The sequence below is a fragment of the Maridesulfovibrio salexigens DSM 2638 genome (genome assembly GCF_000023445.1).
In the GTDB taxonomy this organism is placed as follows: domain Bacteria; phylum Desulfobacterota; class Desulfovibrionia; order Desulfovibrionales; family Desulfovibrionaceae; genus Maridesulfovibrio; species Maridesulfovibrio salexigens.
Genome location: NC_012881.1, coordinates 594,879 through 613,985 on the forward strand (window position 1 = coordinate 594,879; position 19,107 = coordinate 613,985).

The 19,107-nt window shown below is 48.5% G+C and carries 20 protein-coding genes; 6 read left to right on the forward strand and 14 right to left on the reverse strand.

The genetic code is table 11. The features are described from left to right. Positions 1-110: 110 nt before the first annotated feature. The 3 genes from DESAL_RS02740 to DESAL_RS02750 all read left to right on the forward strand — a co-directional run bounded on the left by DESAL_RS02740 (position 111) and on the right by DESAL_RS02750 (position 4,977). Positions 111-1,268, forward strand: coding sequence for an efflux RND transporter periplasmic adaptor subunit (locus DESAL_RS02740; protein WP_015850431.1), 1,158 nt, complete (start codon positions 111-113; stop codon positions 1,266-1,268). Further along, positions 1,268-4,507, forward strand: a complete 3,240-nt coding sequence (locus DESAL_RS02745; protein WP_015850432.1) for an efflux RND transporter permease subunit — start codon at positions 1,268-1,270, stop codon at positions 4,505-4,507. Before DESAL_RS02740 ends, DESAL_RS02745 begins: the two co-directional genes overlap by 1 nt. 107 nt (positions 4,508-4,614) lie before the next feature. Beyond that, positions 4,615-4,977, forward strand: coding sequence for a cupin domain-containing protein (locus tag DESAL_RS02750; RefSeq protein WP_015850433.1), 363 nt, complete (start codon positions 4,615-4,617; stop codon positions 4,975-4,977). A 42-nt stretch (positions 4,978-5,019) separates the two neighbouring features. Here the strand turns inward: DESAL_RS02750 and DESAL_RS19575 are convergent, their stop codons facing one another. Beyond that, positions 5,020-6,420 carry a two-component system sensor histidine kinase NtrB gene (locus DESAL_RS19575; RefSeq protein ID WP_015850434.1) on the reverse strand — a complete coding sequence of 467 codons (1,401 nt, stop codon included), beginning with the start codon at positions 6,418-6,420 and terminating at the stop codon, positions 5,020-5,022. A 152-nt stretch (positions 6,421-6,572) separates the two neighbouring features. Next, complete coding sequence (locus DESAL_RS02760) at positions 6,573-7,565, reverse strand: aldo/keto reductase (protein WP_015850435.1); 993 nt, start codon at positions 7,563-7,565, stop codon at positions 6,573-6,575. Positions 7,566-7,673: 108 nt separating this feature from the next. Between DESAL_RS02760 and DESAL_RS02765 the strand changes: the two genes are divergently transcribed. The 3 genes from DESAL_RS02765 to DESAL_RS20170 all read left to right on the forward strand — a co-directional run bounded on the left by DESAL_RS02765 (position 7,674) and on the right by DESAL_RS20170 (position 9,069). After that, positions 7,674-8,579, forward strand: coding sequence for a LysR family transcriptional regulator (locus tag DESAL_RS02765; RefSeq protein ID WP_015850436.1), 906 nt, complete (start codon positions 7,674-7,676; stop codon positions 8,577-8,579). A gap of 83 nt (positions 8,580-8,662) precedes the next feature. Next, on the forward strand, positions 8,663-8,917 hold the full coding sequence (locus tag DESAL_RS02770) for a hypothetical protein (RefSeq protein WP_015850437.1): 255 nt from the start codon (positions 8,663-8,665) through the stop codon (positions 8,915-8,917). Next, positions 8,914-9,069, forward strand: a complete 156-nt coding sequence (locus DESAL_RS20170; RefSeq protein ID WP_015850438.1) for a hypothetical protein — start codon at positions 8,914-8,916, stop codon at positions 9,067-9,069. The genes DESAL_RS02770 and DESAL_RS20170 overlap by 4 nt, the downstream gene beginning before the upstream one ends. 72 nt (positions 9,070-9,141) lie before the next feature. Here DESAL_RS20170 and DESAL_RS02775 read toward each other — a convergent pair whose 3' ends face one another. From DESAL_RS02775 to DESAL_RS02830, 12 genes are all read right to left on the reverse strand, one after another. Next, positions 9,142-9,984, reverse strand: coding sequence for a sugar nucleotide-binding protein (locus tag DESAL_RS02775; protein WP_015850439.1), 843 nt, complete (start codon positions 9,982-9,984; stop codon positions 9,142-9,144). Positions 9,985-9,996: 12 nt separating this feature from the next. Further along, positions 9,997-11,064 (reverse strand): radical SAM/SPASM domain-containing protein, encoded by a 1,068-nt coding sequence (locus tag DESAL_RS02780; protein WP_015850440.1) that lies wholly within the window; start codon positions 11,062-11,064, stop codon positions 9,997-9,999. A gap of 12 nt (positions 11,065-11,076) precedes the next feature. After that, entirely contained in the window at positions 11,077-11,736 is a 660-nt protein-coding gene (locus DESAL_RS02785; RefSeq protein WP_015850441.1) for a class I SAM-dependent methyltransferase, read from the reverse strand. Between the two features lie 11 nt (positions 11,737-11,747). Next, the gene (locus tag DESAL_RS02790; RefSeq protein ID WP_245543778.1) at positions 11,748-12,311 is read right to left on the reverse strand and encodes a hypothetical protein; all 564 of its coding nucleotides are present in this window, start codon (positions 12,309-12,311) and stop codon (positions 11,748-11,750) included. Positions 12,312-12,361: 50 nt separating this feature from the next. Next, complete coding sequence (locus DESAL_RS02795; RefSeq protein WP_015850443.1) at positions 12,362-12,973, reverse strand: class I SAM-dependent methyltransferase; 612 nt, start codon at positions 12,971-12,973, stop codon at positions 12,362-12,364. 95 nt (positions 12,974-13,068) lie between these two features. Further along, positions 13,069-13,989, reverse strand: a complete 921-nt coding sequence (locus DESAL_RS02800; protein WP_015850444.1) for a transketolase family protein — start codon at positions 13,987-13,989, stop codon at positions 13,069-13,071. Then, positions 13,982-14,788 (reverse strand): transketolase, encoded by an 807-nt coding sequence (locus tag DESAL_RS02805; RefSeq protein WP_015850445.1) that lies wholly within the window; start codon positions 14,786-14,788, stop codon positions 13,982-13,984. Before DESAL_RS02805 ends, DESAL_RS02800 begins: the two co-directional genes overlap by 8 nt. Positions 14,789-14,804: 16 nt before the next feature. Further along, positions 14,805-15,836, reverse strand: a complete 1,032-nt coding sequence (locus DESAL_RS02810; RefSeq protein ID WP_015850446.1) for a phosphotransferase — start codon at positions 15,834-15,836, stop codon at positions 14,805-14,807. A gap of 3 nt (positions 15,837-15,839) precedes the next feature. After that, positions 15,840-16,448 (reverse strand): HAD family hydrolase, encoded by a 609-nt coding sequence (locus DESAL_RS02815; protein WP_015850447.1) that lies wholly within the window; start codon positions 16,446-16,448, stop codon positions 15,840-15,842. Positions 16,449-16,493: 45 nt separating this feature from the next. After that, the gene (locus DESAL_RS02820) at positions 16,494-17,564 is read right to left on the reverse strand and encodes a radical SAM protein (RefSeq protein WP_015850448.1); all 1,071 of its coding nucleotides are present in this window, start codon (positions 17,562-17,564) and stop codon (positions 16,494-16,496) included. Between the two features lie 8 nt (positions 17,565-17,572). Next, positions 17,573-18,139, reverse strand: coding sequence for an SIS domain-containing protein (locus DESAL_RS02825; RefSeq protein WP_041721605.1), 567 nt, complete (start codon positions 18,137-18,139; stop codon positions 17,573-17,575). A gap of 16 nt (positions 18,140-18,155) precedes the next feature. Beyond that, positions 18,156-19,106 (reverse strand): GSU2086 family protein, encoded by a 951-nt coding sequence (locus DESAL_RS02830; RefSeq protein ID WP_015850449.1) that lies wholly within the window; start codon positions 19,104-19,106, stop codon positions 18,156-18,158. Position 19,107 lies beyond the last annotated feature (1 nt).

Genomic DNA, 19,107 nt, shown 5'->3' on the forward strand with positions numbered 1-19,107 from the left:
GCTTCGTTTTTAAAAATAATGATTGTAATTGAAACAGTTGCTTAAGGATTGTATAAAACCTGTAATAATATCTTTCACATATTTCTTTTTTATCCTTTCTGGAGTGATGTATGACAAAAAAATGTATTCTGGTAGCCATGCTTGGTGCTGCGATAATGTTTCTGGTGCTCTGGATGACCGGTTCTTTTGAGTCCGCAGTGATTGAAGAGGGGCGAGTTGTCTCGATTCGCAGGGCAGAAGTTCCGGCAGGTATTGCCATAGCAGAATTAGTTGATGTTCCTGTTGTTTATGAAGCAGTCGGAACCGTCCGCCCTGAAACGGAAGCTTCCATTGAGGCACAGGTGACCGGAAAAGTTCTTAATGTCATGGTTCGCTCCGGTCAGAAGGTCCGTAAAGGCGATAAACTCATTGTGCTGGATTCCCGCGAATTCAAGACACGGCTTGAGAGTGCCCAGCAGGGACTTAAATCCGCTCAGGCCGCAGAACGTCAGGCTCGCGAAGCCATTAATGCGGCTAAGGCTGAATCCGGCACGGCTACAGCTACATGGAAGAGGATGAAGAAACTTTTTGCGGATGAGGTTGCTACACAGGATGAACTTGATCGCGTTGAAGCGGCTTATCTTAAAGCCCGAGCAGCTCTGGCGCAGGCTGAGGATGGTCTGGACGCAGCCTCAGCAGGCGTCCGGCAGGCCAGAAAAGGAGTTGAAGCAGCCCTAATTAACCTCGATTATACAACAATCACAGCTCCGGCAGATGGCGAAGTTGCCAAGCGTATGGTTGAACCCGGCGACCTTGCTTTTCCCGGCAAGCCGCTCATGATGATTCAGACCGGAGGAACATTACGTCTGGAAGCCCTTGTGCGTGAGGGCGTCATCGGACAGGTGCGTATCGGACAGAAACTTGATGTGGATATTCAGGCTCTTGGAGAGAAAGGGGAGGCTGTAGTTGAGGAGGTCGTTCCTTCCGCTGATCCTTTGACCCGTACTTTTTTGGTCAAAGCCGGACTGGAACCCTTGCCCGGACTTTATCCCGGTATGTTCGGACGTCTGCTTATACCTGTAGGGAAAAAACAGACTGTATTCATTCCGGCAAGGGCAGTGTCCCGTGTAGGGCAGCTTGAGACCGTGCTGGTTAAAGTCAATGATAGCTGGGAGCCGGTCTACGTCCGTAGCGGTGCGCGATACGGAGATAAGCTGGAGATACTCTCCGGTCTGAGCGGTAATGAAACGGTGGGCTTTGACCTTTCCTCCACTGGAGGTAAGCAATAATGTCTGCCCCATTGAATCCTGAACAGACTCAAGGGCTGATAGCTTCGGCAGTCCGTTTCTTTCTGCATTCCAAGCTGACAGTGGTGCTGGTTATCGGTGCTTTGTTACTCGGTATTGCTGCTGTCCAGCTTACCCCCCGAGAGGAAGAACCGCAGATCGTGGTTCCGATGGCCGATATTATGGTGCAGGTTCCCGGCGCTGGGGTGGAGGAGGTTGAAAAACTGATTACCACTCCGTTGGAACGTATTCTCTGGCAGATTGACGGGGTGGAGTATGTCTATTCCGTTTCCCGGCGTGATTCATCCATGGTCACCGTCCGTTTCTACGTGGGTGAGGATCGTGAGGAATCCTTAATTAAGCTGCACAATGCAATTGCCAAGAATACGGACATGGCTCCGGGAATTGCTGCCGGCTGGGTCATTAAGCCTGTTGAGATTGACGATGTTCCTATCGTAGCCCTGACTCTTTATCCGGCTGAGGGACGCGAAGATATTTCCGATTATGAATTACGCAGGGTGGCTGAAGAACTTTCTTCCCGTCTGGCAGAGGTGGAAGACCTTTCCCGCGTGTCCCTCGTTTCAGGGCGTTCCCGTGAAGTGCGGGTGGAGTTACAGCCCGAACGCATGGCCGGATTCAATGTCTCTCCGCTGGAAATAGCCGCTGCACTTAAGGGTGCGGACCAGTCTGCTGTTGCCGGTACAGTGCTTTCGGGAAATCGCGAGATTGTCATTTCCGCCAACTCTTTTTTGGAAGATGCTGCTGATGTGCGCAATCTTGTGGTCGGGGTCTTTAACTCCCGTCCGGTATACCTGCGCGATGTGGCTGAGGTGTTCGACGGTCCGCAAGAGGTTGATTCTTATTCACGGATCGGGTTTTCCCGCATGTATCTGACCAGTAACGGACAAGACCCCGAACAAGGCTCCCGTCCGGCGGTCACCATTGCCTTTTCCAAGAAAAAAGGGACCAACGCGGTCAAGGTTGCCGAGGCCGTTCTTGAACGCATGGAACAGCTTAAGCAAGCCATTCTTCCTGCCGGAATCGAAGTTCAGGTGACCCGTGATTACGGCAAGACTGCTGATGCCAAGGTCGATGAATTGCTCGGCTCATTGGGCTTTGCGGTGGTTACCGTGGTCATCCTGTTGGCCCTGACTCTCGGATGGCGCGAGGCAGCGGTCGTGGCACTTGCGGTCCCCATCAGTTTTTCACTGGCCCTGTTCGTCAACTATATGCTTGGCTACACTATTAATCGGGTAACTCTGTTCGCGCTTATTCTCTCTCTTGGATTAGTGGTGGATGACCCGATCACTAATGTGGATAATATTCAGCGGCATATTCTCATGAAAAAGAAGAAGCCTTCCGAGGCAACTCTTGCTGCGGTTTCCGAGGTTTTGCCGCCGGTAATCATGTCCACACTGGCGATTATTGTTTCATTTGTTCCGCTCTTTTTCATTACCGGAATGATGGGACCGTACATGGCTCCCATGGCCGCAAATGTGCCGCTGACAGTGACTTTTTCAACTGTTTGCGCCCTGACCATTGTGCCTTGGCTGGCTTTTCGTCTGCTCAAGGATTTGCAGCCCAAAGCTGCGGCAGCAGCTTCCGGTCCGGGGCGTGTAGAAGCGATGTATACCCGGATAATTACGCCTTTTCTTGAATCCCGTGTCCGCCGTTGGCTTCTGGTGGGAGTGATCGTAATCGGGTTGGTCTTTTCTATGGCTTTGGCCGGGATGAGGCTGGTACCGCTTAAGATGCTGCCTTTTGACAACAAGAATGAATTCCAGATTGTTATCGACATGGATGAAGGCACACCTCTTGAGCAGACTGACCGTGTGGTCCGCGAAATGGAACAGGTTCTTAAAACCGTGCCTGAAGTGACCAGTTTCATTACCTATGCCGGAGAGCCTTCTCCTATGGATTTTAACGGGCTGGTTCGCCATTACTATTGGCGCGAAGGCGGGCATATGGCTGATATACGGGTTAATCTGGCTGACAAGTCTCTGCGTGAGGAGCAAAGCCATGCCATTGTGCTCCGTTTACGCAATGAGTTGGAGCAGGTTGCTGCGCACAACAATGCCAATATCAAGATCGTGGAATCTCCGCCCGGACCTCCGGTAATCTCCACTATCACTACGGAGGTCTACGGTGCCGAGGACCGGCCTTATTCTGCTCTTATAGAAGGAGCACAGCAGATCTTAGCGACCATGAAGCAGGAGCCCGGAGTGGTGGACATCGACACTTCCACCGAAGCGGATCAGGCTATGATCGATTTTGTGCTCGATAAGGAAAAAGCGGCCCTTCATGGAGTTAGTGCCCGTGATGTTGTCAGTACCTTGCAGATGGCTTTGTCCGGTATGGTTCCGGCTAACATTCATGAACAGGGTGAACGAAATCCGCTTCCTGTGCGGCTTATTCTGCCGCTGCTGCGAAGGGCGGACGTTTCCTCCCTTGAACAGCTCAAGGTGCGCACTTCAGAAGGTAAGAGTGTGCCTCTGGCGGAGCTTGGAAGTCTGGTTGAAATCAGCCGCGAGCAACCTGTTTACCACAAGAATCTCAAACGTGTGGTTTACGTGTTCGCGGAAATGGCCGGACGCGCACCGGGAGAAGCTATTATCGATATGCAGGGCAAGCTTGCCAAGGACCCGCTGCCCCCGTTTATCTGGGCAGATTGGGCCGGAGAAGGTGAATGGCAGATTACTCTGGATGTTTTCCGCGACCTCGGCCTTGCATTTGGTGCGGCTTTGCTGGGTATTTATATCCTGCTTATTGTGGAAACAGGATCATTTACCATGCCTTTGCTGATCATGTGCGCTATTCCATTGACTTTGCTGGGTATCATGCCCGGATTCTGGCTGCTTAATCTAATAAGTGCCGGAACTGTTCAAGGAGCAGTGGGTGAGGCTTTTGCCGATCCGGTCTTCTTCACAGCAACAGGAATGATCGGCATGATCGCGTTGGGCGGAATAGTTATCCGTAATTCGTTGGTGCTTATCGATTTTATCCGCCAGTCCGTTGCTCAGGGTATGGAATTGAAGGATGCAATTATCAAGTCCGGTTCGGTTCGCCTCAGACCTATTGCCCTGACTGCGGCTACTACCGCGCTAGGGGCATGGCCTATCACCCTTGATCCGATCTTTTCCGGTCTGGCTTGGGCGTTGATTTTCGGATTGTTTGCGTCAACTATTTTCACGCTGCTGGTCATTCCGGTGGGATATTATGTTTTTGAGAAAGAAAATAAGTAGGATTGACTTACATCATATAAATCCTACTCTCTTTGTGTGAAATATAAGCCGTAGCGGTTGAGAAATTCAACCTGAATCCCAAACCCGACCTTTACATGGAGGTTGATATGGCTAACTTGGAACTCAAGAATCTTAAGGACGTAACTATAAAGAATATTGACCATAATAAGGTACTGAACCTGACCGATCTGGTTGTTTATCAGGAAGGGCAGGTGGTCAGCAGAACCCTTTCACAGGTCAAGCAGATTTCCCTGACTTTGTTTGCTTTTGATGCCGGGGAAGGAATCAGCACTCACAGCGCACCGGGTGATGCCATGGTGCAGGTGCTGGACGGAGTTGCCGAAGTCACCATCGGCGATGAAGTATTTAATGTGGCAGCAGGAGAATCTATTGTCATGCCTGCCAATATCCCACACGGCCTTGAGGCCCGGGAGCGGTTCAAGATGCTGCTGACTTTGATTAAGCAGTAGATTTTATGAATAAAGTTAAAAGCCCGGTTATCCGGGCTTTTTTTATTGTATATTGCAGCAATCGCAACTGCCTTCCGGCAGGGTGATAATGAACTTTGTTCCCTTGTCTAAGGTGCTTTGTACTTCCATTCTTCCTTTGTGCTGCTCTGTAATGATAAAATAAGATATTGATAATCCCAGCCCTGTCCCCTTTCCTACATCTTTGGATGTGTAGAAAGGTTCGAAAACTTTTTTCAGCCTGTCTTGCGGAATTCCCGGTCCGTTGTCCTCTACCTCGATGAAAACCAGATGCTTGCCGTTTTTGACCCGTAGCTGCAGTTGCGGGAAATCTTCGGCATGGTATTCCTTCTCTGTCATGGCTTCACATGCATTTTTTATCAGATTCATTAATACCTGCTGTATTTCACTTCGGATGCAGCATACGGATAACGGTTGTTCAGGATAGTCTTTTGAGATTTTTATCTGGTTGAATTTGGTATTGCTGCTGAAACTGAAATCAGACCTGATCAGGTCAATGCTCTCATCTATTAATGCCGTGGTCTGGCAGGTATGCATTTTCTTTGAACCGCCACGGCTGAAATTAAGCATACTTGAAACTATTTGAGAAGCGCGTTTACCGGCATCAGAGATGGTGCCTATCATACGCAATATGTCTCTTTTGCGCATATATTCCCGCATGGACTCCAAGTCAGCATTGCATTCTTTGGCAATATGCAGATTTTTCGGGGTGTCGTTAAAAATACGGTTGGTTACATTTTGGCATGCACCAAGTATCGCCGAGAGCGGATTATTGATTTCATGGGCTATGCCGGCAGCCATTGCACCCAAAGAACTCATCTTCTCATTTTCAACAAGTAGTTCAAGTGTCTGAATTCTATGGGATATATCCCGTGCCACCCCAAGGTAGAAGATTTGCCCATTATCTTCAAAAACACAAGCGACCACTTCAACCGGAAAGCACGTTCCGTCCTTGCGCTTGTGTCTGCTTTCCAATGCAAAGCGTTGATCAAGCGGGCTATTGATAACTGTTTTGCTCCAGTCTTCAAGGTCAACATTAGGGTCGAGATCTGCCACTGTAAGTTCTTTGAATTCATATCTGCTGTATCCAAGTGTTGTCAGAGCAGATTCATTAACGTCCATTATTCGGCCGGAGGAGTTTGCCAGATAAATGGGGTCGGCAATATTTTCGAGTAGTCTAATGTAGTCCTGCTGGCTCTTTTGCACGGAACGGTCATATTTGTTTACCAGAAGGTATATTATTGCAGCACTGATCAAGACATAGAACCATCCCTTGAAAGTCTGCATTTTATTGATCAGGTCTGTGTCGCGAACGAGAAGGAGCAGCAGCTTATCTGAGAATAAAATCCAGAAAAACCCGAATAGCGCATATACAGTTGCGATAAGCAGGGCAATGTGTGGATGTTTATCTCTACGTTTTGGCATTAAATTTTATCCGGTATGTTTAAAAATCAGAACATGCACTAATGCAGCTGATCTACCATACCATGCCCTGTCTGATGAGTACAGAATTGAACAGAGTTGTGATTCCACATAGGCCCCCCTTCCTGAGATAATAACAGGAAGGGGGGACTGTCTTATACGTTTACTCCTTTCATGCCTTCATCAGTATAGCGGTTTCCTTGGACTGTGCTGGTATTGAGGATTGTTTCAATGGCTGCAAGGTCGTCATTGCTCAGGTTGACTTGTGTGGCCCCGATGTTGGAATCAAGGTTTTTGATCTTAGTGGTTCCCGGAATAGGAATGATGTTGTCTGCCTGTGCGCAGACCCATGCCAGCGAGAGCTGGGCCAGCGAGCAGCCTTTTTCCTCAGCTATCCGGGCTAGGGCATCGGCGATGGCTTTGTTGCTATTATATGCTTCACCTTGAAATCGGGGCAGCATGTTCCTGAAATCAGTTTTGTCCTCGGACGGCTTCCAGTTGCTGAGTAGCCCTCGGCAGATGGGGCTGTATGGAACAAAGCTGATGCCCAGTTCGCGGGTCAGGTCCAGTATTTCTGTTTCAGGGCCGCGGGTAAGCATGGAGTATTCTGATTGCAGAGCGGAAATCGGGTGGACCGCATGAGCACGACGAAGGGTTTCTGCGGAAGCTTCAGAGATACCGATGGCCTTGATTTTACCTTCTGCCACAAGTCTGGACATTTCTCCGATGGTCTCTTCAATGGGAGTATCTGTGTCCACCCTATGGATATAGTAAAGGTCTATGTAATCCGTTTCCAGACGGCGCAGGCTTTCGTGGCAGGCTTTGCGCACATATTCAGGCTTGCCGCTGATGGTCCGGGCGTACTCGCCGTTCTCGCGCACAATGCCGAACTTGGTGGCAATCACGGCTTCTTCCCGGCGTCCTTGCAGGGCTTTTGCCAACAGTTTTTCATTGTGCCCATCGCCGTACATGTCGGCGGTATCAAAGAAATTTACTCCCTGATCAAGGGCATGGTTGATTAGTGCGCAGCCCTGCTTTTCAGATGCGGGCTTTCCGTAGAATTCACTCAGTCCCATGCAACCGAGGCCGATAGGTGAAATTTTGATGTCACTATTGCCGAGTGTTTTCATGGTCATTTTTACAGACATAATTATCTCCGGTTATTTGGTGTTGGTGGATGAGTGATAATTATGACTACCTAATAAATATGTCGAATATATCTTTAGAGTCAGAGTAATATCTGTTAGGTATTACTAATGGAAACACGACAGCTTAAATATTTTCTGGCGGTGGCAGAAGAACTGCATTTCGGACGTGCTGCCAAGCGGCTCTTTATTTCGCAACCCCCCTTAAGTCAGCAGATTAAGAAGTTTGAGGATGAACTCGGGGTTAAACTTTTCCAGCGCAATAAGCGTTCGGTTGCCTTGACTGCTGCAGGAGTTTCATTGCTTAGAGATGCTCCCGGAATCATGAGGGCCATCGGTCGGGCAAAGTCAAATTTACTTGATGCTGCAACCGGAGAGGGCGGTCAATTTACTCTGGGGTATATAGGGCCTGCTCTTGAGACTACGCTCACTGAGATTATTCGTGATTTCAAAGGGCAGTATCCCTCTGTGCGGCTGGATCTGCGGGAAATGTTTACCACCGATCAGCTCAAGGCCATCAGAAGCGGTGATATTGATGCCGGAATTGTCCGTTTGTTTCGGCATGATGTTTCAGACCTTGAACGCGAATTGTTCCACCGCGAATCTTATGCGCTGGTAGTGCCGGATGGTCATCCACTCGCTGACAGGGCAGCGGTGGATGTTTCGGAATTGGCAGGTGAACAGTTCATTTTTTTTCCGCGTGAAGGACAGCCCAGATTATATGACGAATGGATGAGAGTGTTTTCCGAAGCCGGATTTGTTCCCGATGTGGTGCAGGAGGCAACCCGCAAGAGTGCGACAGTAGCTCTTGTGGCTGCTAATATGGGAATCGGTATTGTGCCGGAAAGCATGGCCCGCATAAAACCGCAAGGTGTTGTATTTAAAAGGTTGAGCGGAGATTTTCCGGTAATTGAGATGTCTTTGATTTACAGAAGCACAAATGGCTTCCCGGCGGTGGATAATTTTATAGCCGCGGTCCGGCAGAATTGGGCTGACCGGAAGCAGGATAAAAATTGAGAGTGATATTTGCCTTCAGGCTTTGCACTGTAATTATGAGAGGTATAAATTAAGCTCTAACAGTGAAAACATAGGAGGTCATTATGGCTCTTGGAAGAATAGTAATTTTCGCAGCCGGTGCCACGGCCGGAATTTTGGCCGGATATGCTTTAAAGTCTGAAAAAGTTCGTCCGGCAGCTGTCTGCACTGTCAAAGCGGGATTGAAGGCTAAGGATTGGACCGTCAAACAGTATGAAGGCATCAAGGGTGATGTCAAATCGCTGGTTGAGCAGGCCCGGGAAAAAGGGAATGCTCTCGTTGCCAAAGAAGTTGAAGAAACTGCGGAGGAATCGGCATGAGCACTTTAGCCAGACTTGCTCTTTTCGGTGCGATCGGCACTCTATTATTTTTGCCGCTGGTGGTTAAGCGTAAACATCGCCATCGTCATCGCCACGGCAGCCCTGTCCTTGTCCGTGCCGGCGGCAGTGGAGGAAAGAAGGGCCGCAAGTAGCTTTCGGCCTGTGGTATTTATTAACATTAAGACCTGCTTTTGGATAAGAGCAGGTCTTTTTTATTCCCGTGACTAATGCCGATTATTGCGGGGTAGTACCAATCTCTCAACAACCTGCTTTGGATCGGGAAATTTAAACTGGATCATTTCTTCGGTTGCTTTGGAACCAAGACCGCAATGCGGCGTGCGGTAGTCAATGATCCCTTTGCAACTGGCAGCTTTGACAAGTTCGGGATTGAAGCCGGATCGTTCACAGAGCATTCGTCCGAATTCAAGATAGCTGATTTCCTGAGGCCCGGAGCAATGGAAAATGCCATTGCCACCTTTTCCCATTATCTTACAGCAGGCAAAGGCTGCATCCTCAAAAAGAATCGGGGCGATGCTCAGGTCCTTGAATGGGGTGATTTCCTGTTCGATGGCGAGCTTTTCCAGCCAGCCGGCAATGAGCGGTGTATTGCGTTCGATGAGTTTAGTCAGGCGTACTATGGCAGTCTGGTCCGGGTATTGGTGCAGGAACTCTTCAACCTCCATTTTCTGTCGTCCATATTCTGTATTGGGACAGGTGGGAGCATCCGGTTCTGGAAATGCTGCCTGTCCGTCAAAGACCGCTGTGCTGGAAGGAAATAGAATTTTAGTTCCGCGATTAAGCAAAAAACGGCAAAGTTTGATTGTGCGGTTCACGTTTACCAAGCGTGATTCTGGATTTTCAGCACATTCTTTGTAGCCGGAAATTCCGGCAGAAATTACAGCCCAATCAGCTTCTGGAAGATTAGTGAACTTATGTTCATTTTTTAGATCAAACGGGATGAGTTGTTGATTCTTGCGCGAGGTCTGAAATATTTCGTGACCGCATTTTCCTGCCTGCTGTGCGATTGCTGTGCCCAGCGCACCGTCACCAATTACCAGAATTTTCATGGCTTATACCGTTTAGACAAATGGCAGGTGGTCAGGGTTTACATTGAGGTACTCATGGATGAGTTTATTGGTCCTGTTAGCCACGCAGTGGTGTTGGCAGTGCCGTATCGGGTTAATCTCATAGAATTTGTCCTGGTTGCTAAACCAGAAGTCTTTGAAACTTTGGTCTTTAATGGAACCCAAGACTCCGGCATCAAGGTTGTAAGCTTTATCGTGGCAGGTGTAGACCCGTTGGTCAGCAGCGATAACGGGCTGTATTTGAAGGTTGGGACACCATGTGTATTGTTTGTCGAACTTTTCATCCAGCTCATGGTAGGCGTCAAATACCTCGAAACCATCTGATTGCAGTTCCGCTTTAGCTCGCTGGGTTTGTTCTTTTATCCGTCCGAAAACCGGCGCGTGGTAGCGGTTATTCTCATGACCGTCATTACTGACAACACAGCCGGAAAACTTGATACTGTCTACTCCCGCATCTTTAAGCTTTTGGCCCATTTCAAAAACGTGGTCTGCATTGTCGCGGTTGATTACGTAGCTCACTCCCAGAAAGCATTTTCCGTTCAGCTTTTTGAAATTTTTAATGTTGGTCATGATCTTGGAAAATTCATCCCCCCCCACGGAGCGAAAGCGGGCGTAACTGGGACCGTCCCAGCCGTCCATGGAAATCCTGATCCATGTACCCAGAGAGGAAAATACTTCAGCTACTTCACCATGCAGTAGAGCGCCGTTGGTCAGAGTGGCGATGCTGACTCCGCCTTCGGCCAGATTGCGGGCAGTTGTTGCCAGTTGCGGATAACAAAGCGGTTCCCCGCCGCCGCTGAAAGTTACTGCTTTAACACCCATTTCAATGCAATCTGACACAATCTCTTCCATCTTTTGCGCAGGGATGCGGTCTGCAATGGACATATCCTGCCCCAATTGCAGATCCTTGTTAAGGTATGCGCAGTAGGAACAGTTGTGATTGCATGCATTGGTGGGCTTTATTCGAATATGAATAGGAGCTTCGATGGTGTTAGATTCCTGTGGCAGGGAGTCAAGCTTGTCTTGATAGTGAAAAATTTTCAGGTTGGTATAGAGTTGCATAGTTTCTCCCATTTATTCGAAGTAGATTAATTCGTAGTCGCCGGAGTAATTGAATTCTTTGAATATCCATCCCCATTCATCTTTACTGAAAAAAGATTCACAGGTCAGGGCCCAGCATTGGAGGTTAAACAATTCCTGTTCATTGCGGTAGCTTTCCACACAAAGATATTTATTTCGCCCTACACGCTCTATCTCGCCCAGTGCTTTTTTGAGATTGAAGATGGGCAGGTTGTGCAGGGAATTGATGGAAATGACCAGATCGAATTTGTTGTCAGTGTATGGGAAAGGTTCTTCGGCTCGCTGGATAAACAGATTCTCTCTGATTTCCTCTTTTGCTCCTTCGAGTCCGTGACAGGAAATATCAAATCCATGCACTTCCATACCCAGCCTGTACAGTTCATAGAGCAGGAAAGCCTTTCCGCAGCCCACATCCAGAATACGCGCTCCTTTTTCAAGGCCGTAGGTCTCAATTAGAGCTTTGGCTACCGGAGTCCAGTAATCTTCCAGATAACGATAACCGCCGTAACCATAGCGGCGTTCACCATCCCAGTAATCGAATTCGTATTCCTTCGCTTTAAGCATGCATTCGACTTTACTGTCGACCATGCGCGGCAGGTATTCGCGATTGCTGGAGGTATGCAGCGGGGTAACCAGATTGAGCAATTTTCCCATGAAAGATCCTCTTAGCAGGCCAGAATGATGGTTGCGTTTGCCGGTGTGATCAGTGGATGTTGCTGACCTTTGCCGAAAGTAAAAACGTGGTTGAAATATTTTCCGGCAACTTTCTTTATAAAAGTGAACTCTTTTTCACTTTTTCCCCCGGCTATCAACACACCCCCATCTCGTAGCATATTTGCGCTGTCTGCGATAAACCTTTCCCATTGCGCTTCGGTCATTTCTCCACCGGCATCAAAGCGGATCAGACCTTCAAATTCGTTAGCAGCAGAACGCAGTATCTCATCGTGTTTTTCAAATATGATTTTTTCATCCGGCCACGCAGCGCGTATCTCATCCAACGGATCAGAGGAGTCGAGAACAGCCACCACCGGACCTGTTTCACAGGCCACGGTCCATCCTCCCATTCCTTCCAGATGGTCATAGACCAGAACCCTTTCTTTTTTACCTACCATTTTTCCAGCAAACTTGAACCAAGAACATTGCTCCATCAATCCGAAGGGATCATGGGTAAAAGCTTGGGCCAGTTTCGGAGTCAGCGGACCATGATCATTCCCAAATTCATTGATCATATCGGCCCATATTTTTTCTGGATTTTTATTAGAATTTGTCATGGTTATTTCTAGGTTATTTTGTTGCAGCCCACAGCGAACAGATAATGAGCCATGGAATGAAATCCGGTGTGGACCATTTCATCGTTCATGGAAAAAATGAATACGTTTTTAAAGTAGTTTTCCAAAGTTGATTTTAACCTCATCGCATCGAACATATTCACATGACCGCGCATACTTTCCGGGGATGCGTATGGGGTGCTGGTAATGTTCGGGGTGCCGATGACGCAGACTCCGTTCTCGGTGATGTTGTCGTGTATCGTTTTGAAAAAGGCATCTTCGTCTGCGCCTTTAGAAATATGCTCGACAACATCAAGGCTGACCACTGCTTCAAATTTGCCTTCATCCATGTTCAGGAAATTTTCATTTTTAAAACAAACCTTATCACTGGCAAAATTGTTCCGGGCTGCTTCAATAGCCGGGGTGTCGAGGTCCATACCGAGATACTGTTTCGTTCCGCCGTGCAGCATAGCAGCGCCAATTCCCTCGCTACAGCCCAGTTCGAGAATGCTCCCGCAGTCTGCTGTCATCTGGGCGGCAAAGGAGTAACGGGCCAGCACGAATGCCAGTCGCTTAGGGTCCTTCTTCAGGTTGTGGGCCATGTGTGGTGATAGTCTGATCATTTAATTTTGCCCCCGGCGGCTTAAACCCTTTTGCAAAAGGGTTTAAAAATCCCAAAACCTTTTATTATGGCTTCGCCGCTATGTCCGGCTGGTTTTTAAGTTAGCAGTTTGCGGGCTTCGTTAACGATATTCTCGGCAGTCAGCCCGTTGTGCGCGAAGTGCTGGAGTTGTGAGCCGTAGTTTTCGCTGAATGAGTCCGGCAATCCTATCCGTTTCATGCGCAGAGGATTGGGCAGGCAGGCTTCAGCGAGGATTTCTGCTATTGCGCTGCCGAGACCGCCGAGCGTGGTGTTTTCTTCCACAGTGATGACCGCCCGTGTTTTCCGTGCCCGTGAAATAATTGCTTCGGTGTCCAGCGGTTTGATAGTCGGAAGGTGTAGGATTGAGGCTTCGATTCCAGCCTTCTCCAGCAGTTCTCCGGCCTGTTTCATAATGCCCAGCATTACTCCGCAACCGATAAGCAGCATGTCCCCGCCTTCGCGGTAGGGATAGGCTTTACCTATTTTGAAAGAATCCTCTTCGGTGACAATGGGGTCGTAACCCTTAGCCAGCCGGATAAAGATAGGTCCTTGGTGATTCAAGGTGTGCGGCATGAGACGGTCCATTTCTTCAGCGTCCGCCGGGGAAAGTACTGTCAGGTTGGGCATAACCCGCAGGATGGAAATATCTTCAGTGGCCCAGTGGGTGGTGCCGAGCGGGGCATAGACCAGTCCTCCGCCGTTGCCGATAAAGCGCACATTCAAATTATGCAGGCAGGCATCAAGCAGCAATTGCTCGTAGCAGCGCCGGGTCAGGAAACTCTGGATGGTGTTGACGTAGACAACTTTGCCCTCATGGGCCATACCGCAAGCCATGCCCACGGCGTGAGCTTCGGCAATACCTTCCATGAAAAAACGTTCCGGCATCTCCTCTTGGAAATGGGAAAGAGTGCCCGCTCCAAGGTCGGAACCCACAAAGACAACCCGTTCATCTTTTTTTGCCAGTTGATATACCTGTTCCAGACAAGCTTTACGCATGGTAATCCTCGATGCTTTTGATCATCCGGGCATGGTCTTCGTCAGACATTTTTGTTTTGTGATGCCAGTTGGGATTGCCCTCGGCAAAAGGGATACCCTTTCCTTTGACCGTATGGCAGATGATGGCCGAAGGTTTGTCTGCGTCAAAGGGCAGGTCTGCGAAAGCCTGTTCAAGTGCTTCAACGTCATGTCCGTCAACCTCGCGCACTGCAAAGCCGAAAGCTTTCCATTTATCGGCAAAAGGTTCCAGTCCGGAAATATCTTCAGTGGGACCATAAGATTGCAGCTTGTTGTAATCCACAATGGCGGTAAGGTTGCCGAGTTTCTGGCGGGCTGCGCTCGTGGCTGCTTCCCAGACAGATCCTTCACCGCATTCCCCGTCACCGAGCACTGTGAATACACGGCTTTTCGATTTGTCGATTTTAAGCGCGGCTGCAACTCCCACTGCAAGTGATAATCCGTGCCCAAGGCTTCCGGTGGCGAATTCCACTCCCGGTGTCTTGGTAGTGGGATGTCCTCCCACCAATCCGTCAAAGGAGCAGAAGCTGAACAGTTCTTCCTCACTTATAAAACCTTTCTCAGCCAGCAGAACATAGAGGGCAAGGCAGCCGTGTCCTTTGCTGAGGATGAAGCGGTCCCGTTGTGGTGATTGCGGGTCGGTGGGGTCATATTCTAAAACCGAATCATAAAGTACGCGCAACATTTCCACCAAGGACATGGATGGGCCTATATGACCGCGTCCGGCATGGTGAAGCACATCCACAATTTTCTTTCTGAGTTGTTTAGAACGCTGGTCCAAAATTATCTCCGCTGTATTAATTTCGTAAATTCAGTACGGTTAGTATCTGTTGATCTTTATTAAGGAAATTTTCGGCCTTATCAAGTTGTTGTGAGCGCAAGGTTTTATGTTCGCCAACCTCTCCACTGGCAAATTTCCGCCGTTCAAGGTGGTGGTTAATGAACTCATTAAGCAGAATCATAGACCACTTCAGGCGAAACAGGGGCAGGTAGCTTTTGAAGCGAAGAACGAAATTCTCATCGCTTTTAAAAATATTTTTCATGCCCGCGAAGAAAGCTGCCATCTGTTGCGCACTTAAATCCATAGCCGGATGAAGCAGGAAATCCGAGGTTGCTTTAACCGGATCATCCCAGCCGAAATATTCAAAATCTACAAAGGCGAGTCCTTTTTCAGTGCGTAACGCATTGTGAAAACCAAAGTCGGACGGGCTGAGCGTTCTATTTCGCTGGGCGAGCGGAGCGGTCCACAATTCAGCTGGGAAATGTTGTTTTGCATTGCCGCTGCATTCTTCAAGTGCTGGCCGAAATTTGTTTTCAAGGAAAGAATGCATGCTTTGGTAGACTTCGTCTTTTGCGGGGAGGGCTTGTAGCTTTTTAAGTCTTTGTCTGATGCTTTCCACCAGTTCAGCAGGTGAGAAACAAGCTTCGGCAGCGCGGGGCAATTCTATCGCGGCTGGAAGTCTGGAAATGTCTTTAAGCTTGGCTAGAAATGATACGACTTCGTCAATGTCTTTAACCGTAGTCTCTTTGACAGGATTTCCCGAGATGAAAGAATAAATTGCCCCTTGAACGGATTCATCAAATTTCAGCGGGCGAGGAATATTAGTTATTCCTGATCCGGTCATGAAATTCAGAGCGGTCCATTCCTGTTTAAGTCTGCTGCGACCATCTGCAGTAGGCTGGAGGTAGAACTTAGCCAGCAGGCACCTGCCGGACTTACAATCAACGCGGTAAACCCTGCTGTTACGTCCGGCGCGGATGTGTTCCGCTTTAAGCGGAGTCTCATCAGTCAGACGTTGGATAAGTTTTTTGGGATCAGAATTTTCCATTCTCTATCCCTTAAATACGAAATCGCTGATCTGGGCAAAATCCGGCAGTACGATCACGCCGGAAATATCGAGGTTTTGTTCTGAAGAGAGAAGTATCTTAGCGGTCTGCTGTGGGAAATCCGGCTCGAGATAGAGTTCTTTGAGATCGTCAATAAAGAGGAAACATTGCAATCTATTAATGGTCGCGATTTTATCTGCTCGCGTAGGCAGGAAGAAAACATCATCCGCAGTCAGTCCTAAACCGGACTCGGAGAAAAAATTATGCTGACGCAGGAATTCTATTGCCGCCGCGCGCAGATCAACTTTGCTTTCTCCGTAATTTGGGTAACGGGTTTTGTGGCTGATAATCTGGAATTTGATTTCGCGTTCCTTTAGTCCTTCCAGAAAATTCCAGACTCCGGGCATCAATTCCGCGCGACTCATGTGAGTCCCGTAAATGGCTATCTGCAATTTCTGCCATTCAATATCACCATACGCTGAACGGACTTTATCACGAATAACTCTTTTTATTCTGGGAGTATCCTTTGGAATAAAACCACGTTCCACGGCAATTCCATACAAGGAATTGTCATAGCGGATAATGGTATTATCAAGGTCGATTCCAATTAGCATAAGTAATTTCCAACTGGGGATTACAAAAGCGCGAAGCGCATCAACTTAAATAAAATTTACATGAGCACCGGGATTTTTTAGTTCCCAGAGATAAGCGTTAATCTTGTCCATACGGCAGTTAACGCGGCAGGATGACGGATCAAGCTGAGAATTACACCACTTGAGTGAGTTCATGCGTTTTTCTCCGGCCCAAAGCTCTTCAAAACTCTGTTCGGCAAGATTTCCATAATGAAAACGTTCATCGCCGATGTAGATTCCGCAGCCCCAGATATTCATATCCACGTCCATGTATGACCAGAAAGGCAGAGCGTGACAACGTTCATATCCACGCTCCTGATCCTGCAAACGGTCCATGGTTTTTTCGCGGAAAATGACATTGAAAGAATCTGTGGAAATTTTGCGCAACTCCCGTCCTAATTCTTTGAATTCATCGTAGGTGAGACCATCAAATTCCTTAGTAATCCCCTGCGGATGCTGGGAATAAGGTTTGATCACCATGTAATCCAGTCCCATTTCGCGGCAGCGTAGGGCTATTGCTTTCATCTCGTGCGCATTTTCCGGCAAGAGCAGGCTTTGCAATCCGAGGGTGCAGTTTGAACTAAGCTCTCTGCGCATGGCAACGGCATCATCTAGATTCTGCATGACTCTTTGGAAATCGCCTTTAGGTCCACGTTGCACAGAGTCGTATGAACCGGGGCTTATTCCATTGCAGCTGACTTTGATCCATGAAATCCGGTCAAGGATGGGACGCAATTTTTCGGGGTTCATGAGCGTGCCGTTAGTAGTTATGCCCACATCAATTCCAGCATCAAGGGTGGCGGTACATATTTCAGCGAAATTACAATTCATGAACGGTTCGCCTTCGCCGGAAAACATGATGCTTTTTACTCCGGTTGCAGCGATGCCGGGGATGCGCTGGCGGTAAATTTCAAGGTCCAGATACTTGGGTACGTAATTCATGAAATCGTATCCGCAGAAGCGGCAGCGGTGGTTACAGGCCACGCTGGGACTGACCTCCATGAAAATCGGGCCGATGTTCTCGCCAGCAAGCCATTTGGCAACACGGTTTGGGTGCAGATGCAGCTTATGGGAATCTATGCGTAAATTATCACTCATGAAAAACCTTACGGGGCAGGAATGGAAACTGAATCCATCCAATAATGGAGAATGCAGGAATGCCCGGTTTCTGCCATGCCGTAGGTCTCGGCAGGCAGCCAAAAATTTATATCGCCTATGGAGCGTAGGCTGTTCTCCGCAGACATGGCACTGAGGGTAACTACCGATGCTCCGGTTTGAGCAGCAAAGTTACAGGCCTTGAGCACATTGGGCGAGTTGCCGGAACTGCTGATTGCCACCAGCATGTCATCCGGAGTCAGCCTGCGCTTCAGCGGTTCCACAAAGACCTGATCATATGAAATATCGTTGGCAAGGGCGGTAATAAGTGCCAGATCGGTAAAAACCTGCGTGTGCACATGGGCATTTTTTGCAAGGTCAGCGGAAAAATGACTGGCCATGGATGCGCTGGCCCCGTTGCCGATGAGATAGATAATCTTACCCTGCTGACGCAGTCTTTCGGTCATCTCCTTCCAGACGGAGAAAGCTTCATCGCAACCGTCTTTACAGCAATCGATTCCGCTTACTTCTATGGAACTAAGGCAGTTCTGTAATTTTTCCGTGTGTTTATTCCACAAAGCTTCTTTCCGGTGCTTAAAGTTTTATGGCAGCAGTATAGAGCTGGGGGATGGTCTGGTCATGAAATCCCCGGACATAATAACTCTTACCCCCGTCAGCTACAGTACGTACCAGCATGGTTTTCCAAGGTCTGAAATAGTACTGGGCATCGCTTTTGGGAGCTTCGCTGCCAACCTGTTCGGGTAGGTCATGCAAATCACATACTAATGTTGTGAAGTTACGGATAGGTCTTGGCGCGGCATTGCGAACCATTGCCAGAGCCTTGAGGTAAATCTCCGGTGCCATAATGGCACTGCCGAAATTCATGACTACCCCGTTTTCAAGTTGTTCAAGCTGCGCGGCAAAAATCAGAAAATCTCGATAGCTGGCCTCACCTATGGCTGCCCCGTCACAATTCGGATGCTCGTGGATGATGTCGTAGCCGATTCCGGCATGCACAGTTACAGGGATTCCCAATTCGTAAGCTTTGGCAAAAAGGCTGATATCAGCGTGAGGCAGTTTGTTTTCACAGATGTATTTGCCAACAGCTTCACCGAATCCAAGCCCCTGCGTGTTACCTTTAGAAACTATCTCATTGAGCTGTCCGGTCTCCTGCCAGAGGCCGAATTGACCGTTGGAAATGTAGGTTGCAACGCATTCCGTGGTCTGCCCAAGGAGGGCGAATTCAAAATCGTGGATGGCGCATGCTCCGTTGACCGCAATGCAGCTGATCAGCTCTTTTTCCATTAGTTTGAAAAGGTAACGTTGAACACCGGAGCGAATCACATGTGCCCCGATCATAAGCACGCGGGCACTGTTTTTATCCCGCGCTATGGTTAATTCTTTGGCTATATCTTCAAGAGACGGGTGAAATTTGGAACAGGGCTGAACCGTTTTAATAATCCCTGTATCAATCAGGCTTTTGCGTTTTTCTAGAGGAAGAACGGTCAACCTACTGCGGTCGAATTGATTGTATTTGCTGCTCATT